A 13,897-nucleotide genomic window follows, 5' to 3' on the forward strand; every position below is an offset into this window, starting at 1 on the left:
AACAATCAATCCAAGTCGGCATGATCAGGAATTATCTAAAAATCGCGATGAGAAACCTGCTGAAAAGCAAGGTTTACTCTTTAATTAATATTGTCGGACTGGCGGTTGGAATAGCAGTAGCCATGCTGATCGGCTTATGGGTTTGGGATGAGCTTTCTTACAATAAATACCACAAGAATTACGACCGGATCGTGCAGGCCTGGATCAGCCAGACATTCAATGGACAAACGGGCACAGGTACTGCGGTATCGATCCCGGCTGTTACAGAAATGGCGACCAAGTACGGATCTGATTTTAAATATACCTCACTCGCTTCCTGGAACTTCGGGCACTTATTGGCCAACGGGGATAAGAAGATCAATAAAACGGGCATGTGGGCGCAGCCTTCGCTGCCTCAGATGCTGTCGCTTGAAATGGTGCGCGGCGACTACACTGCATTGAAAGATCCGGGCTCCATCATTATCGCCGAGTCTGTGGCGAAGGCGCTTTTCGGGAATGAAGATCCGCTTAACAAGACCCTGAAAGTGGATATTAAGAGGAATGTAAAAATTACGGGTGTGTTTAAGGATGTTCCGTTCAACTCCAACTTCAACGAGCTCTTCCTGGTGATGCCGTGGAGCGATTATCTGCAAGCCGAACACTGGGTAAAAGAAGCCGAAACGCAATGGGGTAACCACTCCTGGCAGTTTTTCGCACAGGTAGCCGATCATGCCGACATTGAAAAGGTATCACGCAAAATCCGCGACGTAGAGCTGCCGCACGCATTTTCGAAGACCGACAAGCCACAATACATGCTCCACCCGATGAGCCGCTGGCATTTATATTCGGATTTCAAAAACGGAAAAAATATAGGCGGCGCAATCCAGTTCGTCTGGCTTTTCAGCATTATCGGCATTTTCGTGTTGCTGCTGGCTTGTATCAACTTCATGAACCTCAGTACCGCACGTTCTGAAAAGCGTGCAAAAGAAGTGGGGATACGGAAGTCGATCGGATCGTTGCGGAGTCAGTTGATTTTCCAGTTCCTGAGCGAATCGTTTTTGGTGGTGTGCTTTGCGCTAGTCCTGGCAATAGTGATTGTATTGATCTCACTACCTGCATTTAATTCACTGAGCGGCAAGCAGGTGAGCTTCCCATTTTTGCAGCCGCAATTCTGGCTGCTACTCATTGTATTCTCGTTGGTTACGGGCTTTGTATCGGGCAGCTACCCCGCATTCTACCTGTCTTCCTTCAATCCGCTCGCTGTGCTCAAAGGTACGTTCAAGGTAGGCAAATGGTCGGCGGTGCCGCGGAAGGTTATGGTGGTTATGCAGTTTACAGTGTCCATTACCCTGATTATCGGTACAATTATCGTCTTCCAGCAGATACAGCATGCAAAAAACCGGCCCGTAGGCTATGACAGGCAGGGGCTATTGCAGATAAACATGACGCCGAACCTTTATGGAAAGTACACCACACTGCGCGACGATCTGCTTAAAACAGGCGTGGTTTATGAAATGAGCCAATCGTCCAGTCCTACGACAGGTATCTACTCAAACCAGATCGGTTTTGAATGGGAGGGAATGGAACCTGGTTCTGTGCCACTATTCGGTACGATTGCCTGCACGCATGATTTTGGTAAAACAATCGGCTGGAAAATTGTGAAAGGCCGCGATTTCTCACGTAAATATTCCACGGATTCAACCGGATTTATCCTGAATGAATCAGCTGTGAAGCTTACTGGCATTAAGGATATTATAGGTAAAACTATCCGGTATAATGGAAAACCCCGGCAGGTGGTGGGTGTTGTGAAGGATATGGTAATGCAGTCGCCTTATGAACCTGCTGTGCCTACTATTTTCCTGATGGATTATGGCTGGGGTAGCCTGATCAATGTCAAACTGGCTCCGGGCAAGCCGGTAGACGAAGCTTTGAAGAAAGTAGGTGACGTTTTCCGGAAGCACGATCGGGATTCTCCTTTTGAGTTCAAATTTGCAGACGAAGAGTACGAGGCTAAATTCCGCTCGGAAGAGAGGATTGGTAAGCTGGCGCGGGTGTTTGCGGTGCTGGCTATCTTTATCTCTTGTCTTGGACTGTTTGGATTGGCGGCTTATACGGCCGAGCAGCGGACGAAGGAAATCGGGATCCGCAAGACGCTGGGGGCGAGTGTGGGACAGATGTGGAGTTTGCTTTCGAAAGAATTTGTATACCTCGTGCTGATTTCCTGCGTCATTGCTTCGCCCATCGCATTATACTTCCTGGCTGACTGGCTCGACAAGTACGAGTATCACATTGAGTTGAGCTGGGTTGTTTTTGCAGTATCTGCATTGCTTGCAGTCGTAATTACACTGATCACAGTGAGCTTCCAGGCAATTAAAGCTGCGCTGATGAACCCAGTGAAATCTTTAAGGAGTGAATGAGGTGGGGATATCCGGGATTTTTTACCAGACCAGCTGTACTAACTTATTATATAAACTGAATTTGGGATCAGCAGAAATCAGCGCGTAGCCTTCTGTTAGTGCGGTCGCGAGAATCATTCTGTCAAATGGATCTTTATGGTTATCAAAGACCGGCAGTTGTCCGTATGTGACTGTATGATTTTCTGTGATCCCTATTGTTTCAATTTGACTGAGCGTCGATTTTGAAATGGTTTCCCGTAGCGAGTCTGGTAATTCGAGCTTTCCGATTGAGATCTTCACTGAGATTTCGAACCAGCTGGTAACACTTACGTAGATGTCGTTCTCGAAAGTTTCAATCATCTTTTTGGTCCTCTTCGAGAGTCTTGGACTGTCTTCTAAAAACCAAAGTAATGTGTGTGTGTCTAGTAAAATTTTCATTTAGCTATATGCATTAAACGCATCAATTGGGTCATCAAAATCGTCGGACATCTTTATTTTTCCACTGAGAACGCCTGCTTGTCGCTTTTTTGCGGGTGCAAGTGTTTTCTCAGGGATGAATGTCACGAGTACAGCTGTTCTCTTCTCAACAGGAGGTCTTTCATTGAGGGTGATTTGCCCATTCTCGAAAATTCCTTTAATCACATTTCTCATCGCGCAAGGTATGTTTGGCTATAAACAAATATACAAAATCGCGGCAATCACGCTTTTACTTCAATGCGGCGGATGTGCGAGCGGTCAGTTTGAAGTAACCATTCGTCGATTAGAATTAGCAGGTGGTAGGCAAAGGTCTTTGCGAGCGAGTGAAATAGGATGCACTCATATCGATTTTAGAGGATGTATGTGCCCAAATGGTTTAATTTAACCCAATCGGGTACAGCATCCTCAGCAGTTAATTCCGTGATTGCGTAGTAAGTAACATCGACCAGTCTTACATCCTGAAATAGTATCCTGTTCTCTTGAAACAAAGGCATTGTACTGTGATACATTGTTTCAATCGTTGCAGGAACTACCTCGTGACCTCCGTTGAGGTGGCGGATTTTTGCGCGGTCAAGACAAAGGTTGATATCGTCCGTATAGAAAAGGATAAGGCTGAGGTGACAATCTGGAGTCAATGCCAGAATTGAGCGCAGGTAAGTGTAGTGTGACGGAAAGCCAAGATTTAATTCCAGGGCGAAGTCTGCTGAATTGAAGACAAAATCTCGGATTAACGCATTGGTTGCAATCGAGGCAATGTCTTTATAGTTGTCAAACCCTTTCTGCTTATACTGGTAGGCTGCAAGATCCTGATCAATGATGGGCACGCCTTTCGGAATTAATTCTTTTGCATTCGTGCTTTTTCCGATTCCGGGAGGACCTGCGATCAGGAATATATTCACCGGACAATCAGGATTTTTCCGTCTTTGTGTTCAGCAACAACACGGCCATCATCACGCTTGTATACCAGTGGCTGACCGATTGAAAACAGATATTCCTTCGCATTACCGGTAATTTGCCGACGCCAGCTTTCTCTTTCATGCGACGACATAGCGCGTGGCTCTTTCGCCATCTTCCCAGTTTGAAATTTTACGTCCTCTGCCATGATGTAGTGTTTTTACAAATATACAAAATCGCGGTAATCAGACTTTTACTTCAATGCGGCGGATGTGCGAGCGGTCAGTTTAAAGTAACCATTCGTCGATTAGAATTAGCAGGTGGTAGGCAAAGGCGGGGCTTTGGCAGATTGGGTGTTTGTGTCGGTTAAACTTAGTTGCCAAAATGGCTTCTAACCTACATAAACGAACAATTTAAACATTTGGAAACCATGAAAAAGACCATTTTAGCCATCGCGACAATCATAACGTTGACAGTAGGAAACAGCTTTGCGCAACGCTACAAAGCCCACGAAATTCCTGCGATCAAAAACGGTAGTTCGAGAGTGGATAACTCCTATGAAGAGTTTCAGATCAACCGACTTGACAACATCGTAAAACTGACCCGCAAGCAGGAAAACCAGATCAAGAAGATCGAGAATAAATACGACCGCATTGCCGCAGGCAACAAACGCAGCCGCTCTTACCAGGGATTGAGAAGATTGGAAGAAGAGAAACAGAGAGAAATCGTTTCCTTGCTCACCCCGGTGCAGCGCCAGCGACTTTTCGCCTACCAGCACGCAGGCAAGCGCAGCAATTGGAGAGGATAGTTAGCAAAGGTTAGATAGCCATGAAAAATTGAAAAGGCCAGGTCGCAAGATCTGGCCTTTGTTGTTTCTGTTTAACAGCTTCATAAGTTACAATGCCTTGCCGTTCAGCTTGTAAAATTAACCACTTATCCTGAAACAATGAAATTTTCATATAGTACCTTGCATCACAAAGTACCTTAGTATACATTTGCTTCCATATTATTGATCTCGAATGCCTTGGTCTGTGCATTGAGTCAATAAACAACTTCCGGTACATCCCAATCATTTTTAAAAGAGCTAAAATCTCTTGCTGGAATTCCATTGCCATTTTGAATCTATTAGCCATTTAAAAAACTCATGATGAAAGCGTTACTTCTTCTTCTCCTATCCCTGCTGGTCTCCGGCCTGACCTGCGTTACGTCCTCCGCACAATCAGCCGACGGGGCCAGGATACTCGGCATTGTGGCTGACTCGGCAAGTAAAAAGCCGATGGATTTCATTACAGTGAACCTGATGATCAATGAAACAACGCCGGTAAAGGCGGATTTTACCAAAGCAGACGGATCATTCCTGTTCGTAAACCTGAAACCTGCCAAATACACCGTGGTGCTTGTGGGAGTGGGATACAAAACCAGGATTATGGCAGCAGACCTGAGCGACCCGGCCAGGAAGGAGCACAATGTAGGTACAGTTTACCTGGCTGCCTCCACGGTGGGGTTAAAAGAGGTAACGGTAACCAGCGTGAAGCCGATCGTAAAGCAGGAGGTCGACCGCATTACTTACGATTTGCAGGCCGATCCTGAAAGTAAAGTGTACAGCGTGCTTGATATGATGCGCAAAGTGCCTTACCTGTCGGTAGATGGGGATGAAAACATTCAGCTGAAAGGAAATGCGGATTTTAAAATCCTGATCAATGGAAAACCGTCGAGCATGATGGAGCGGAGCTACAAAGAGGTACTCCGGAGTATGCCTGCCTCTTCTATCGAGCGCATTGAAGTGATCACGACGCCGCCAGCCAAATACGATGCAGAAGGTTTGGCGGGGATTATCAACATTATCACGCACAAAAAAGTAGATAACGGTTACAGCGGCTCGCTCAATGTGAGTGAGAAGTTTCCGGTTGGCGGTCCGGGCTTTGGAGGCTCTTTTGCGGCAAAGTTTGGAAAGGTCGGTATGACAGTACTGGTGGGAGGAAGCCAGTATAATACGCCATCAACGCGCAATATGGTCAGCAGGAGCACATTTGGTGAAGTGAAGTCGGATTTGAATCAGGATGGTTTTTCCAGATCGGGAAACAACAGCGGGTACCTGGGCTACGAAATTAGCTATGAAATTGACACCCTTAACCTGCTCAGCGCTCAGTTTAATGTGAATGGGAGCAAGTCAACGGGCTCAGGTTTTCAGACCTCGGCTTTAAGCCAACAGGGCGAAACGCTGGAAGGATACCGCATTGAGAACGACAACCGCGGAGATGGAACAGGAATGGACGCTGCGCTCAATTTCCAGCGGACTTCCAGGGCTGACAAAAACAGGCTGCTTACATTTTCGTACCGCTATTATGGCTTCAATAACACTCAAAAGAATAACCTGACTGTCTCGGAAGAAATCAACTTCAATCTGCCCGATTACCGGCAGGTCAACGATCAGAGCTTTTCGGAACAGACCATTCAGGTAGATTATGTTTATCCCGTCAAAAAGCTCAGCATTGAAGCGGGGTTGAAAGGCATTATGCGAACCAACCGGAGCGATTTTCAGTATGATACGTTTGATCCTGAAAGCGGGCGGTATGTGGTGAACAATGAAATGAGCAACAAATTCAATAACACCCAGAATGTATTTGGCGCATACAATACCTACCAGTACAATCTGCAGAAATGGAGCCTGAAAGCAGGTGTGAGAGTTGAACAGACCGTAGTGGATGCAGATTTCATTTCTACGGACTCGAAAGTGAAACAAAACTATTTCAATGTGATCCCGTCCGTTTCGATCAACAGGAAACTGAAAAACAACAATGCGCTCAACTTCGGGTACTCACAGCGCATTCAGCGGCCGGGTATCTGGCAACTGAACCCGTTTATTGATCGCTCTAATCCCAATTTCGAGCGTACGGGAAATCCTAACCTCCGTCCTGCTTTTGTAAATGATGTGCAGCTGACTTACAGTATATCAAAGAAAGGGTCGATCAACTTTGGCGGGGGACTCATTGCATTCCGCGACCTGATATTCGGCGTTGCCGTGTACGATCCTGAAACTGATATCACGCGCACATCTTATGCCAATACCGGAACCGCTCGCCTGATTATGGGTATGGTAAATGTCAATTACCCGATTACTAAAAAGTGGAATTTCAGTTTGAATGCAAGAGCCGCACACGGTAAGGTTCGCGGGGTTGTCAACAATATACCTGTTACAAATCAGGGGATTATGTCGCAGGTTTCCGTGTCAACAGGTTACCGGCTGGAAAAGGACTGGCGGGTGAATGCCAACCTGAACATCAATGGACGTAACATCAATTTGCAGGGGATTAACAATGCGATGACAAGCTATTCTTTCAGTGTCAATAAAGATGTTGTGAAAGACAAGCTCTCCCTCTCGGCGGCCGTAAACAATCCCTTTACCAAATTTCGTCAATGGCGGAGAGAAACATCGGGACCGGATTTCGACCAGGTTGATTCCCGCAGGGACTACTTCCGGACATTTAATATGAGTCTCAACTACAAGTTCGGGAAGCTAAAAGAGGCGATCAAGAAAAATAAAAGAGGTATCCGCAATGACGATGTACAGAGCGGTAGTTAAACGTGGTAGTCAAACCCGGCACTTCGCATGAGGCTGCCGGGTTTTATATTAAAAATTGAGGTGCCGGGATCACGTGAACCACTTTTCCGTCACGCTCTATTTTGTCAGACTGGTGAAAGGTGACCAATGTTCCGGCTGTCAGGTTAAAAAACGCCATTGCTTCAAACAGGCCATTCAGCTCCCTGTCGAGGTTATCTGGTGTAAGTTCATAGCAAACCTGGATTACCTGCTGCACTGTGCCTTTGTTGACAACTACAAAATCGCATTCCCCTTTTTCAGCGAAATAGTGAATTTCCTTGTAACTCCTTCTCAAATGCAGGAATATCATATTTTCAAACTTTCGTCCAAAATCGTCGGAAAACGAGCCGGAGTTTGCACTGATCAGTCCGGTGTCGGCTGCATATATTTTCCTGGGGTTGACCAGCTGCTTTCGTGCCGAGTAACTGAATTTTGGTATAAAATGAAACAGGTAAGTGTATTCCAGGTGAGACAGATAGTCCATTATCGTATTGGTAGAGCCAACTTCAAAAACGCTTTTCAGCCGATTGCCTGTCACCATTTTACCCACATTTGATATGAGGTATAAGGCAAGTCTTTGTAGCGTTTTTACATCCCTGACCCCATACCTGACAGCGATATCCCTGATCAGTATATCTTCGAAAAGGTGATGCAATACTTCTTCCAACCCGGATTTGACATACTCAGGAAAGCCGCCTTCCTGCAGGTAAGCCATGACAGTTTCTTTCGAAGGTTTTTGTTTCCTAAAAGTCAGAAACTCGCTGTAAGAGAATGGAAAGAGTTCCTTCGTGATGTGCCTGCCCGTTAGTTTGGTGCCCAGCTCGCGGCTGAGCAATGACGCATTAGAACCGGTAATTACCACTTTGCAGCCTTCGTCCAGCTTTTGCCTGACATAACTTTCCCAGCGGTCTATGATTTGTATTTCATCAAAAAACAAAACTTTGGTGTTCGAGTCTTTAACGATTGCATCAACCCTTGCAAAATCATTAGGTTCGAAATCGTATAGCCTCGTATCTTCAAAATTGAGGTATAGTGCTTCCGGGTGTTTTTCTTTTAGCAGCTGGTACAACAACGTACTTTTCCCTGACCGCCTTATACCTGACACGATCAATGCGTGTGACGATACATCGGGTAATGTGGTAAGAGTATGCCGGCGTAACCCTGCATCAAGCTCGTCAAGGTTCGCTTTCTGCGCGTTCATCACATTCAGCAGTACCGATTGAAGTATCATTCCTTTACTTTTTGCAGATATATAGATTAATACAGTGCTAATATACAAATTTAATCATTGCTAATGCACAAGTTTATGTACTACTAATGTGCAAGTAATTTCAGCGTCAACCCGCGGAATAAAGTAACCCGATAGAATGCACGTTCGACCTCATAAGTAACTGTCCGTTTTCGAACGCAGCAGGTATGATAATGCTTTGAAAAACAGTTCGTTAGCAAGGTGGCATAAATTTGTTAACCACCCTCAAATTAATCCCAAGCCAAAATACTAACAGCCAACAGCTAACAGCTAATACCTAACAGCCAACAGCCAACCACCAAAACCTAACCAACATGCTCCGCAACTACCTCAAAATCGCTTTTCGCAGTCTGTGGAAATACAAGACGAACTCTTTTATCAGTATTGCTGGTCTTGCAATCGGGATAAGCTGTTTCCTTTTGCTGGCGACCTACGTGCTGCATGAGCTGCGTTACGATCGTTTTCAACCCAATTCGGACAGGATTGCGCGAGTCGCATTGTTTTACCAGCCTGGCGAGGGTACGGCGGAGTACATTGCCATGACACCTACGGCCATTGCGCCGCTGTTTGCGCGGGAGTTTGAAGAAGTCGAAAAAGCGGTACGGATATATCCTTACAGTGGCAATGGAGCGGTTTCTGTACAATATCAAAATACTTCATTCAACGAGCGTAAAGTAGTATTTGCCGATTCTTCTTTCTTCGGCGTATTACCATTTCCATTCATTGAAGGCAATGCAGCCACTGCATTATCTGCTCCCAACTCGGTCGTGATTGACGAGACCACAGCCAGGAAGGTTTTCGGAAGTGAAAGTCCGCTTGGAAAGTCTATCAAAATGGATGAGCGGCTCACCTTGCAGGTGACGGGCGTGATCAAGGATGTACCTTCTTATTCGCACATTAAATTCAACTGGGTCGGCAGTTACAGTACGCTTTCCCGCTCTAAAAACGAGGTATTTGATTCAGCCAACGATTTTTCCTATGTTCTGATTCGTCCTAATGCCGATCTGAAAGCGTTACAATCGAAAGTGGATAATTATGTAAATAAAAACATCAATAACCCGCAGAATGCAAACTTTAAACTGAGCCTGGTACTGGAACCTTTCGCTGATATCCACCTTTATTCCAAAGCAACAAACGGTCCGGAACCTGCCGGCAATTACAAATACATTTACATACTCTCTGGCATTTCGGTCCTGATCCTGCTGATTGCCTGCATTAACTTTATCAATCTGGTTACCGCGCGCTCGGCGGTGCGGGCGCGCGAAGTTGGCGTGCGTAAAGTGATCGGTGCTTTAAGAATGCAGTTGTTCCGCCAGCATCTTTTTGAGAGCGGCATGATCACCTTTGCAGCCACCATTATCGCATTACTGGCTACAATCCTGCTACTGCCAGGACTGAGCAATCTGACCGGCAAAGTACTCGATCTCGCAGTGTGGCCGGGTTACAGCTTTGAGCTCGTCGTGCTTTGTTTGGTATTGCTGGTTACCCTGCTCTCGGGCGCGTATCCTGCTGCAGTACTCTCAGGTTTTGAGCCCGTGAAGGTTTTGAAAGGAATGCCTCTTTCCCACACCGGAAATGGCGGGCTGCGGAATTTCCTGGTGGTTTTTCAATTCACGATATCGATGCTCTTTATCATCGCCACCATTATTGCCAATCAACAGCTTAACTACATTCAAACCAAAAACCTGGGTATCAATCCCTCCCAGATTATCGTGCTGGATATGAGTTCGGGGTTATCGGCCGGCAAGCTGGCAGCTATGAAGAGCGAGCTGCTCAACAATGCCACTGTCCAGTCGGTAACGGCTTCATACGATTCGCCCCTCAATGTGCAGGGAGGATACTCGATCACAGCAGCGGACAAACCGGCAGGTTTTAACATGAACATTACTGCAATACCTGTTGAAAAGGATTTTGTGCCTACAATGGGAATGAAGCTCGTTGCCGGTGAAAATTTCAGTGATGCCGACGTCGCACAGGCCAGTCTGGATAGTGCCGAGCTGCGGTCTTATGCATTCGTATTAAATGAATCGGCGGTAAAAGCGCTCGGATGGACACCGGAGAATGCAATCGGTAAGCTGGTTAATCTGAATGGCCGCCACGGAAAAGTTAAAGGAGTAGCGCAGGATTTCCATTTCCGGTCGCTCCACGAAAAGATCGGACCGATCGCAATCATGCCTGAATACAGCTATTTCGGTAAAATGCTGGTCAAGGTTTCAGCCAGCAAAGCTTCCGACGCCATTGCCACACTGGAAAAAAGCTGGAAAGCCAATTTCCCTCTCCGGCAGTTTGAATACCATTTTTTAGACCAGGAGTTTGACGAAATGTACGCAGCCGAAAACAAGGTATCCACGATCCTGCAAGTGTTTTCTTTGGTAACAATCCTCATTTCGTGTCTGGGCCTGTTCGCATTGATCGCCTTTATCTCGCAGCAACGTACCAAGGAAATCGGCGTGAGGAAAGTGCTGGGAGCATCTGTGGCAAGTATTGTCCTGCTGCTTTCCCGTGATTTCATCAAGCTGATCGTGATCGCCATCGTACTCGCCTCGCCGATAGCCTGGTACTTCATGAGCGAGTGGCTGAAAGATTTTGCATACCGCATTCAGATCAGCCCCGGCGTATTCGCGCTGGCAGCACTTATCGCCATGATCATCACGCTATTGACCATCAGCTTCCAAAGCATCAAAGCCGCATTAATGAACCCGGTGAAAGCACTGGGGAGCTAGTGGTGAAGGGGAGAATGGAGGAAGGGAGAATGGAGGAAGGGGATTTTGCCATCCTTTTTCATCCTCCCTTTCCTCCTTCCTCCCTTCCCTTCCAATATTAAAACGAACAAGAAAATGATCAAGAACCATCTCAAAATCGCGCTTCGCAACTTGTTCAAGCATAAGGCTTTCAGCTTTATCAATGTTGCCGGCATTACTATTGGACTTAGCTGTTTTTTGCTGCTTTCGCTGTATGTGAAGGATGAGCTGAGCTATGACCGGTTTCATGTGAATGCAGACCGGATCTACCGGCTTTCAAGAACGTTTTTGTCAAAAGACGGGACTGAATCGCTGCGTCTGGGTCACGCAGCGCCGCCTTTTGCCCCGCTGCTCAAACAGGATTTCCCAGAGGTAGAGGAGGTAGTCAGGCTGTTGGATGTGAGTTCCAATGTTCGCTATGGAGAGAAGAGTTTTAATGAAGACGATGTATTTGCAGCCGAGGCCAATCTGTTTAAAGTATTTACATTCCAGCTGCAACAGGGTAACCCGGCAAATGCATTGGTAAACCCGTTCTCCATCCTGTTTTCCAGGCCAATGGCGGAAAAATACTTCGGGAAGGAAGATCCGATGGGCAAGATCGTGCGACTGGATAATCAGCTTGACTATACGATCACAGGTGTTTTTGAGCCGCTGCCTTCCCAATCCCATTTTCATCCCAATTTCCTGATCTCGTTTTCAACGCTCAATGACGACCGCGTTTATGGCGCAGAGGGACTCAGGACCAACTGGGGCAACAATTCATTTTCTACCTTCCTGCTTTTACCCGCCGGCTACAATCCTCAGAAGCTCGTAAAAGCATTCCCGGCTTTTCAGAACAAACACATAGATCCGCGCGCGTCGACCTACTCCCGGCTGGACCTGATGAAACTGACAGATATCCACCTGCATTCGCACATGGATTCGGAAATTGAAGCAAACGGTGATATTCAATACGTGTACCTGTTTTCTGCGATTGCGCTTTTCATCCTGCTGATCGCCTGCATTAACTACATGAATCTGGCTACTGCCAAGTCGGCTACCAGGGCGAAGGAAGTGGGAATGCGTAAGGTGATCGGCGCAGTAAGGCACCAGCTGATCAGGCAGTTTTTAAGTGAATCGATGCTGCTGGTGACCATATCGCTCATTTTTGCATTGGTTACCGTCACGCTTTGCCTGCCTTTGCTGAACCAGTTTACGCAAAAGCAGTTAACATTCACAGCGCTTCTCGACCCTGTTTTTGTGTCGGTGCTCATCGCCATTACCTTGTTTACCGGACTGATCGCTGGCAGCTATCCCGCGTTTTTCATGACTTCTTTCCAGCCGCTCAGCGTGTTCAGGGGAAAAGTGTCTTCCGCATTAAAAAACGGAAAATTGCGTCAAATCCTCGTTGTAACGCAGTTTTCCATTGCTGTTGTGTTGATTGTGAGCACTACTGTAGTTTACAATCAGATGCGCTACGTGCAGAATTACAATCTGGGTTATTCCAAAGACCAGGTGGTGCTCCTGCAGGCAGGTAGCGATTCCAGTACCAACTATGAGAGTATCAAACAAAGGTTAAAATCGGGCAGTAACATCATTGAAGTGGGACGCTCGTCGCGGATACCCTCAGGCAGGCTGCTCGATTCCTGGGAAGCGTACGTGATGAAGGGCGATTCGATGGCACCGTCGGATATTAACATCAAATCACTCAGTGTGGATGAAGACTTTATCCCTGCCTACCAGATCAGAATGGCAGCCGGAAGGAATTTCTCGCGCGAGTTTCCGACAGATCGCACCAATGCATTTGTGCTCAACGAGACTGCCGTGAAGCTACTGGGCTGGAAAAACCCGCAGGAGGCAATTGGTGCCAGATTTGGATATGGTGAAATCCGTGGACAGATTATCGGCGTTACCAAAGATTACCACTTCGAGTCCCTGCATCAGAAAGTTGCGCCCATTGTAATGTTTTGCCAGCCGGACAGGCTGGGCTGGATGTCCGTCCACATTTCTGGCGGCAATGTGAAGCAAGCGCTCGCGCATATCGAGACAGTATGGAAGCAACAATATCCTGAACTGCCCTTTTCTTACGAGTTCCTTGATCAACGTTTTGGAAACCTGTATGCCCGCGAGCAGACACAGCAAATGCTCTTTGGCATTTTCGCAGGTATCGCAATCCTGATCTCCTGTATGGGCTTGCTGGGACTGTCGATGTTCATGGCTGAGCTGCGGACCAAGGAAATCGGTGTGCGGAAAGTACTCGGCGCGTCGGTATCAAGTCTGGTGATTATGCTTTCCAACGATTTCCTGAAACTCGTAACCATCGCTATCCTGATTGCCTCGCCCGTTGCCTGGTGGGCAATGAACAACTGGCTGCAGGAATTTGCATACCATACAAGCATTCACATAGGCGTATTCCTTTTTGCAGCCCTGATATCGGTTGGGATCGCATTGCTGACCATCAGTTTCCAAAGTGTGAAAGCAGCATTGATGAACCCTGTGAAATCTTTGAAGTCGGAGTAATGGAGGAAAGGGAGAAAGGAGGAAGGGGAGGAAGGGGAGGAAGGGGAGGATGGAGGAAGAA

General features: G+C 46.8%; 10 protein-coding genes. 5 read left to right on the plus strand and 5 right to left on the minus strand.

Annotation, left to right across the window (positions count from 1 at the left end):
* Positions 1–20 precede the first annotated feature (20 nt).
* Positions 21–2,396: an ABC transporter permease gene (locus AC1XTG_RS16840; RefSeq protein ID WP_484842734.1), complete on the plus strand. Its 2,376-nt coding sequence runs from the start codon at positions 21–23 to the stop codon at positions 2,394–2,396.
* Between the two features lie 21 nt (positions 2,397–2,417).
* Here the strand turns inward: AC1XTG_RS16840 and AC1XTG_RS16845 are convergent, their stop codons facing one another.
* The 4 genes from AC1XTG_RS16845 to AC1XTG_RS16860 all read right to left on the minus strand — a co-directional run bounded on the left by AC1XTG_RS16845 (position 2,418) and on the right by AC1XTG_RS16860 (position 3,954).
* On the minus strand, positions 2,418–2,813 hold the full coding sequence (locus tag AC1XTG_RS16845; RefSeq protein WP_056281128.1) for a type II toxin-antitoxin system VapC family toxin: 396 nt from the start codon (positions 2,811–2,813) through the stop codon (positions 2,418–2,420).
* Positions 2,814–3,026: a DUF2281 domain-containing protein gene (locus AC1XTG_RS16850; RefSeq protein ID WP_056281130.1), complete on the minus strand. Its 213-nt coding sequence runs from the start codon at positions 3,024–3,026 to the stop codon at positions 2,814–2,816.
* 176 nt (positions 3,027–3,202) lie between these two features.
* Positions 3,203–3,751 (minus strand): dephospho-CoA kinase, encoded by a 549-nt coding sequence (locus tag AC1XTG_RS16855; RefSeq protein ID WP_056281134.1) that lies wholly within the window; start codon positions 3,749–3,751, stop codon positions 3,203–3,205.
* Complete coding sequence (locus AC1XTG_RS16860) at positions 3,748–3,954, minus strand: hypothetical protein (RefSeq protein ID WP_056281136.1); 207 nt, start codon at positions 3,952–3,954, stop codon at positions 3,748–3,750. Before AC1XTG_RS16860 ends, AC1XTG_RS16855 begins: the two co-directional genes overlap by 4 nt.
* 222 nt (positions 3,955–4,176) lie before the next feature.
* Between AC1XTG_RS16860 and AC1XTG_RS16865 the strand changes: the two genes are divergently transcribed.
* Positions 4,177–4,554 carry a hypothetical protein gene (locus AC1XTG_RS16865; protein WP_484842735.1) on the plus strand — a complete coding sequence of 126 codons (378 nt, stop codon included), beginning with the start codon at positions 4,177–4,179 and terminating at the stop codon, positions 4,552–4,554.
* Between the two features lie 336 nt (positions 4,555–4,890).
* The gene (locus tag AC1XTG_RS16870) at positions 4,891–7,329 is read left to right on the plus strand and encodes an outer membrane beta-barrel family protein (protein ID WP_229238561.1); all 2,439 of its coding nucleotides are present in this window, start codon (positions 4,891–4,893) and stop codon (positions 7,327–7,329) included.
* 43 nt (positions 7,330–7,372) lie between these two features.
* Here AC1XTG_RS16870 and AC1XTG_RS16875 read toward each other — a convergent pair whose 3' ends face one another.
* A complete protein-coding gene (locus AC1XTG_RS16875) occupies positions 7,373–8,578 on the minus strand; it encodes an ATP-binding protein (protein WP_056281140.1) in 1,206 nt (401 codons plus the stop codon).
* Between the two features lie 332 nt (positions 8,579–8,910).
* On the opposite strand from AC1XTG_RS16875, the gene AC1XTG_RS16880 reads away from it, so the two are divergent.
* Positions 8,911–11,319, plus strand: a complete 2,409-nt coding sequence (locus AC1XTG_RS16880) for an ABC transporter permease (RefSeq protein ID WP_484842736.1) — start codon at positions 8,911–8,913, stop codon at positions 11,317–11,319.
* Positions 11,320–11,433: 114 nt separating this feature from the next.
* Entirely contained in the window at positions 11,434–13,836 is a 2,403-nt protein-coding gene (locus tag AC1XTG_RS16885; RefSeq protein WP_484842737.1) for an ABC transporter permease, read from the plus strand.
* Positions 13,837–13,897: the final 61 nt, after the last annotated feature.

This window comes from Dyadobacter sp. HNCC25DJ183 (genome assembly GCF_056895175.1).

Excerpts from the sequence above, each read along its gene's own strand:
- AC1XTG_RS16840 (WP_484842734.1), top strand. The coding sequence starts at position 21 with ATGATCAGGAATTATCTAAAAATCGCGATGAGAAACCTGCTGAAAAGC.
- AC1XTG_RS16845 (WP_056281128.1), bottom strand. The coding sequence starts at position 2,813 with ATGAAAATTTTACTAGACACACACACATTACTTTGGTTTTTAGAAGAC.
- AC1XTG_RS16850 (WP_056281130.1), bottom strand. The coding sequence starts at position 3,026 with ATGAGAAATGTGATTAAAGGAATTTTCGAGAATGGGCAAATCACCCTC.
- AC1XTG_RS16860 (WP_056281136.1), bottom strand. The coding sequence starts at position 3,954 with ATGGCAGAGGACGTAAAATTTCAAACTGGGAAGATGGCGAAAGAGCCA.
- AC1XTG_RS16865 (WP_484842735.1), top strand. The coding sequence starts at position 4,177 with ATGAAAAAGACCATTTTAGCCATCGCGACAATCATAACGTTGACAGTA.
- AC1XTG_RS16870 (WP_229238561.1), top strand. The coding sequence starts at position 4,891 with ATGATGAAAGCGTTACTTCTTCTTCTCCTATCCCTGCTGGTCTCCGGC.
- AC1XTG_RS16875 (WP_056281140.1), bottom strand. The coding sequence starts at position 8,578 with ATGATACTTCAATCGGTACTGCTGAATGTGATGAACGCGCAGAAAGCG.
- AC1XTG_RS16880 (WP_484842736.1), top strand. The coding sequence starts at position 8,911 with ATGCTCCGCAACTACCTCAAAATCGCTTTTCGCAGTCTGTGGAAATAC.
- AC1XTG_RS16885 (WP_484842737.1), top strand. The coding sequence starts at position 11,434 with ATGATCAAGAACCATCTCAAAATCGCGCTTCGCAACTTGTTCAAGCAT.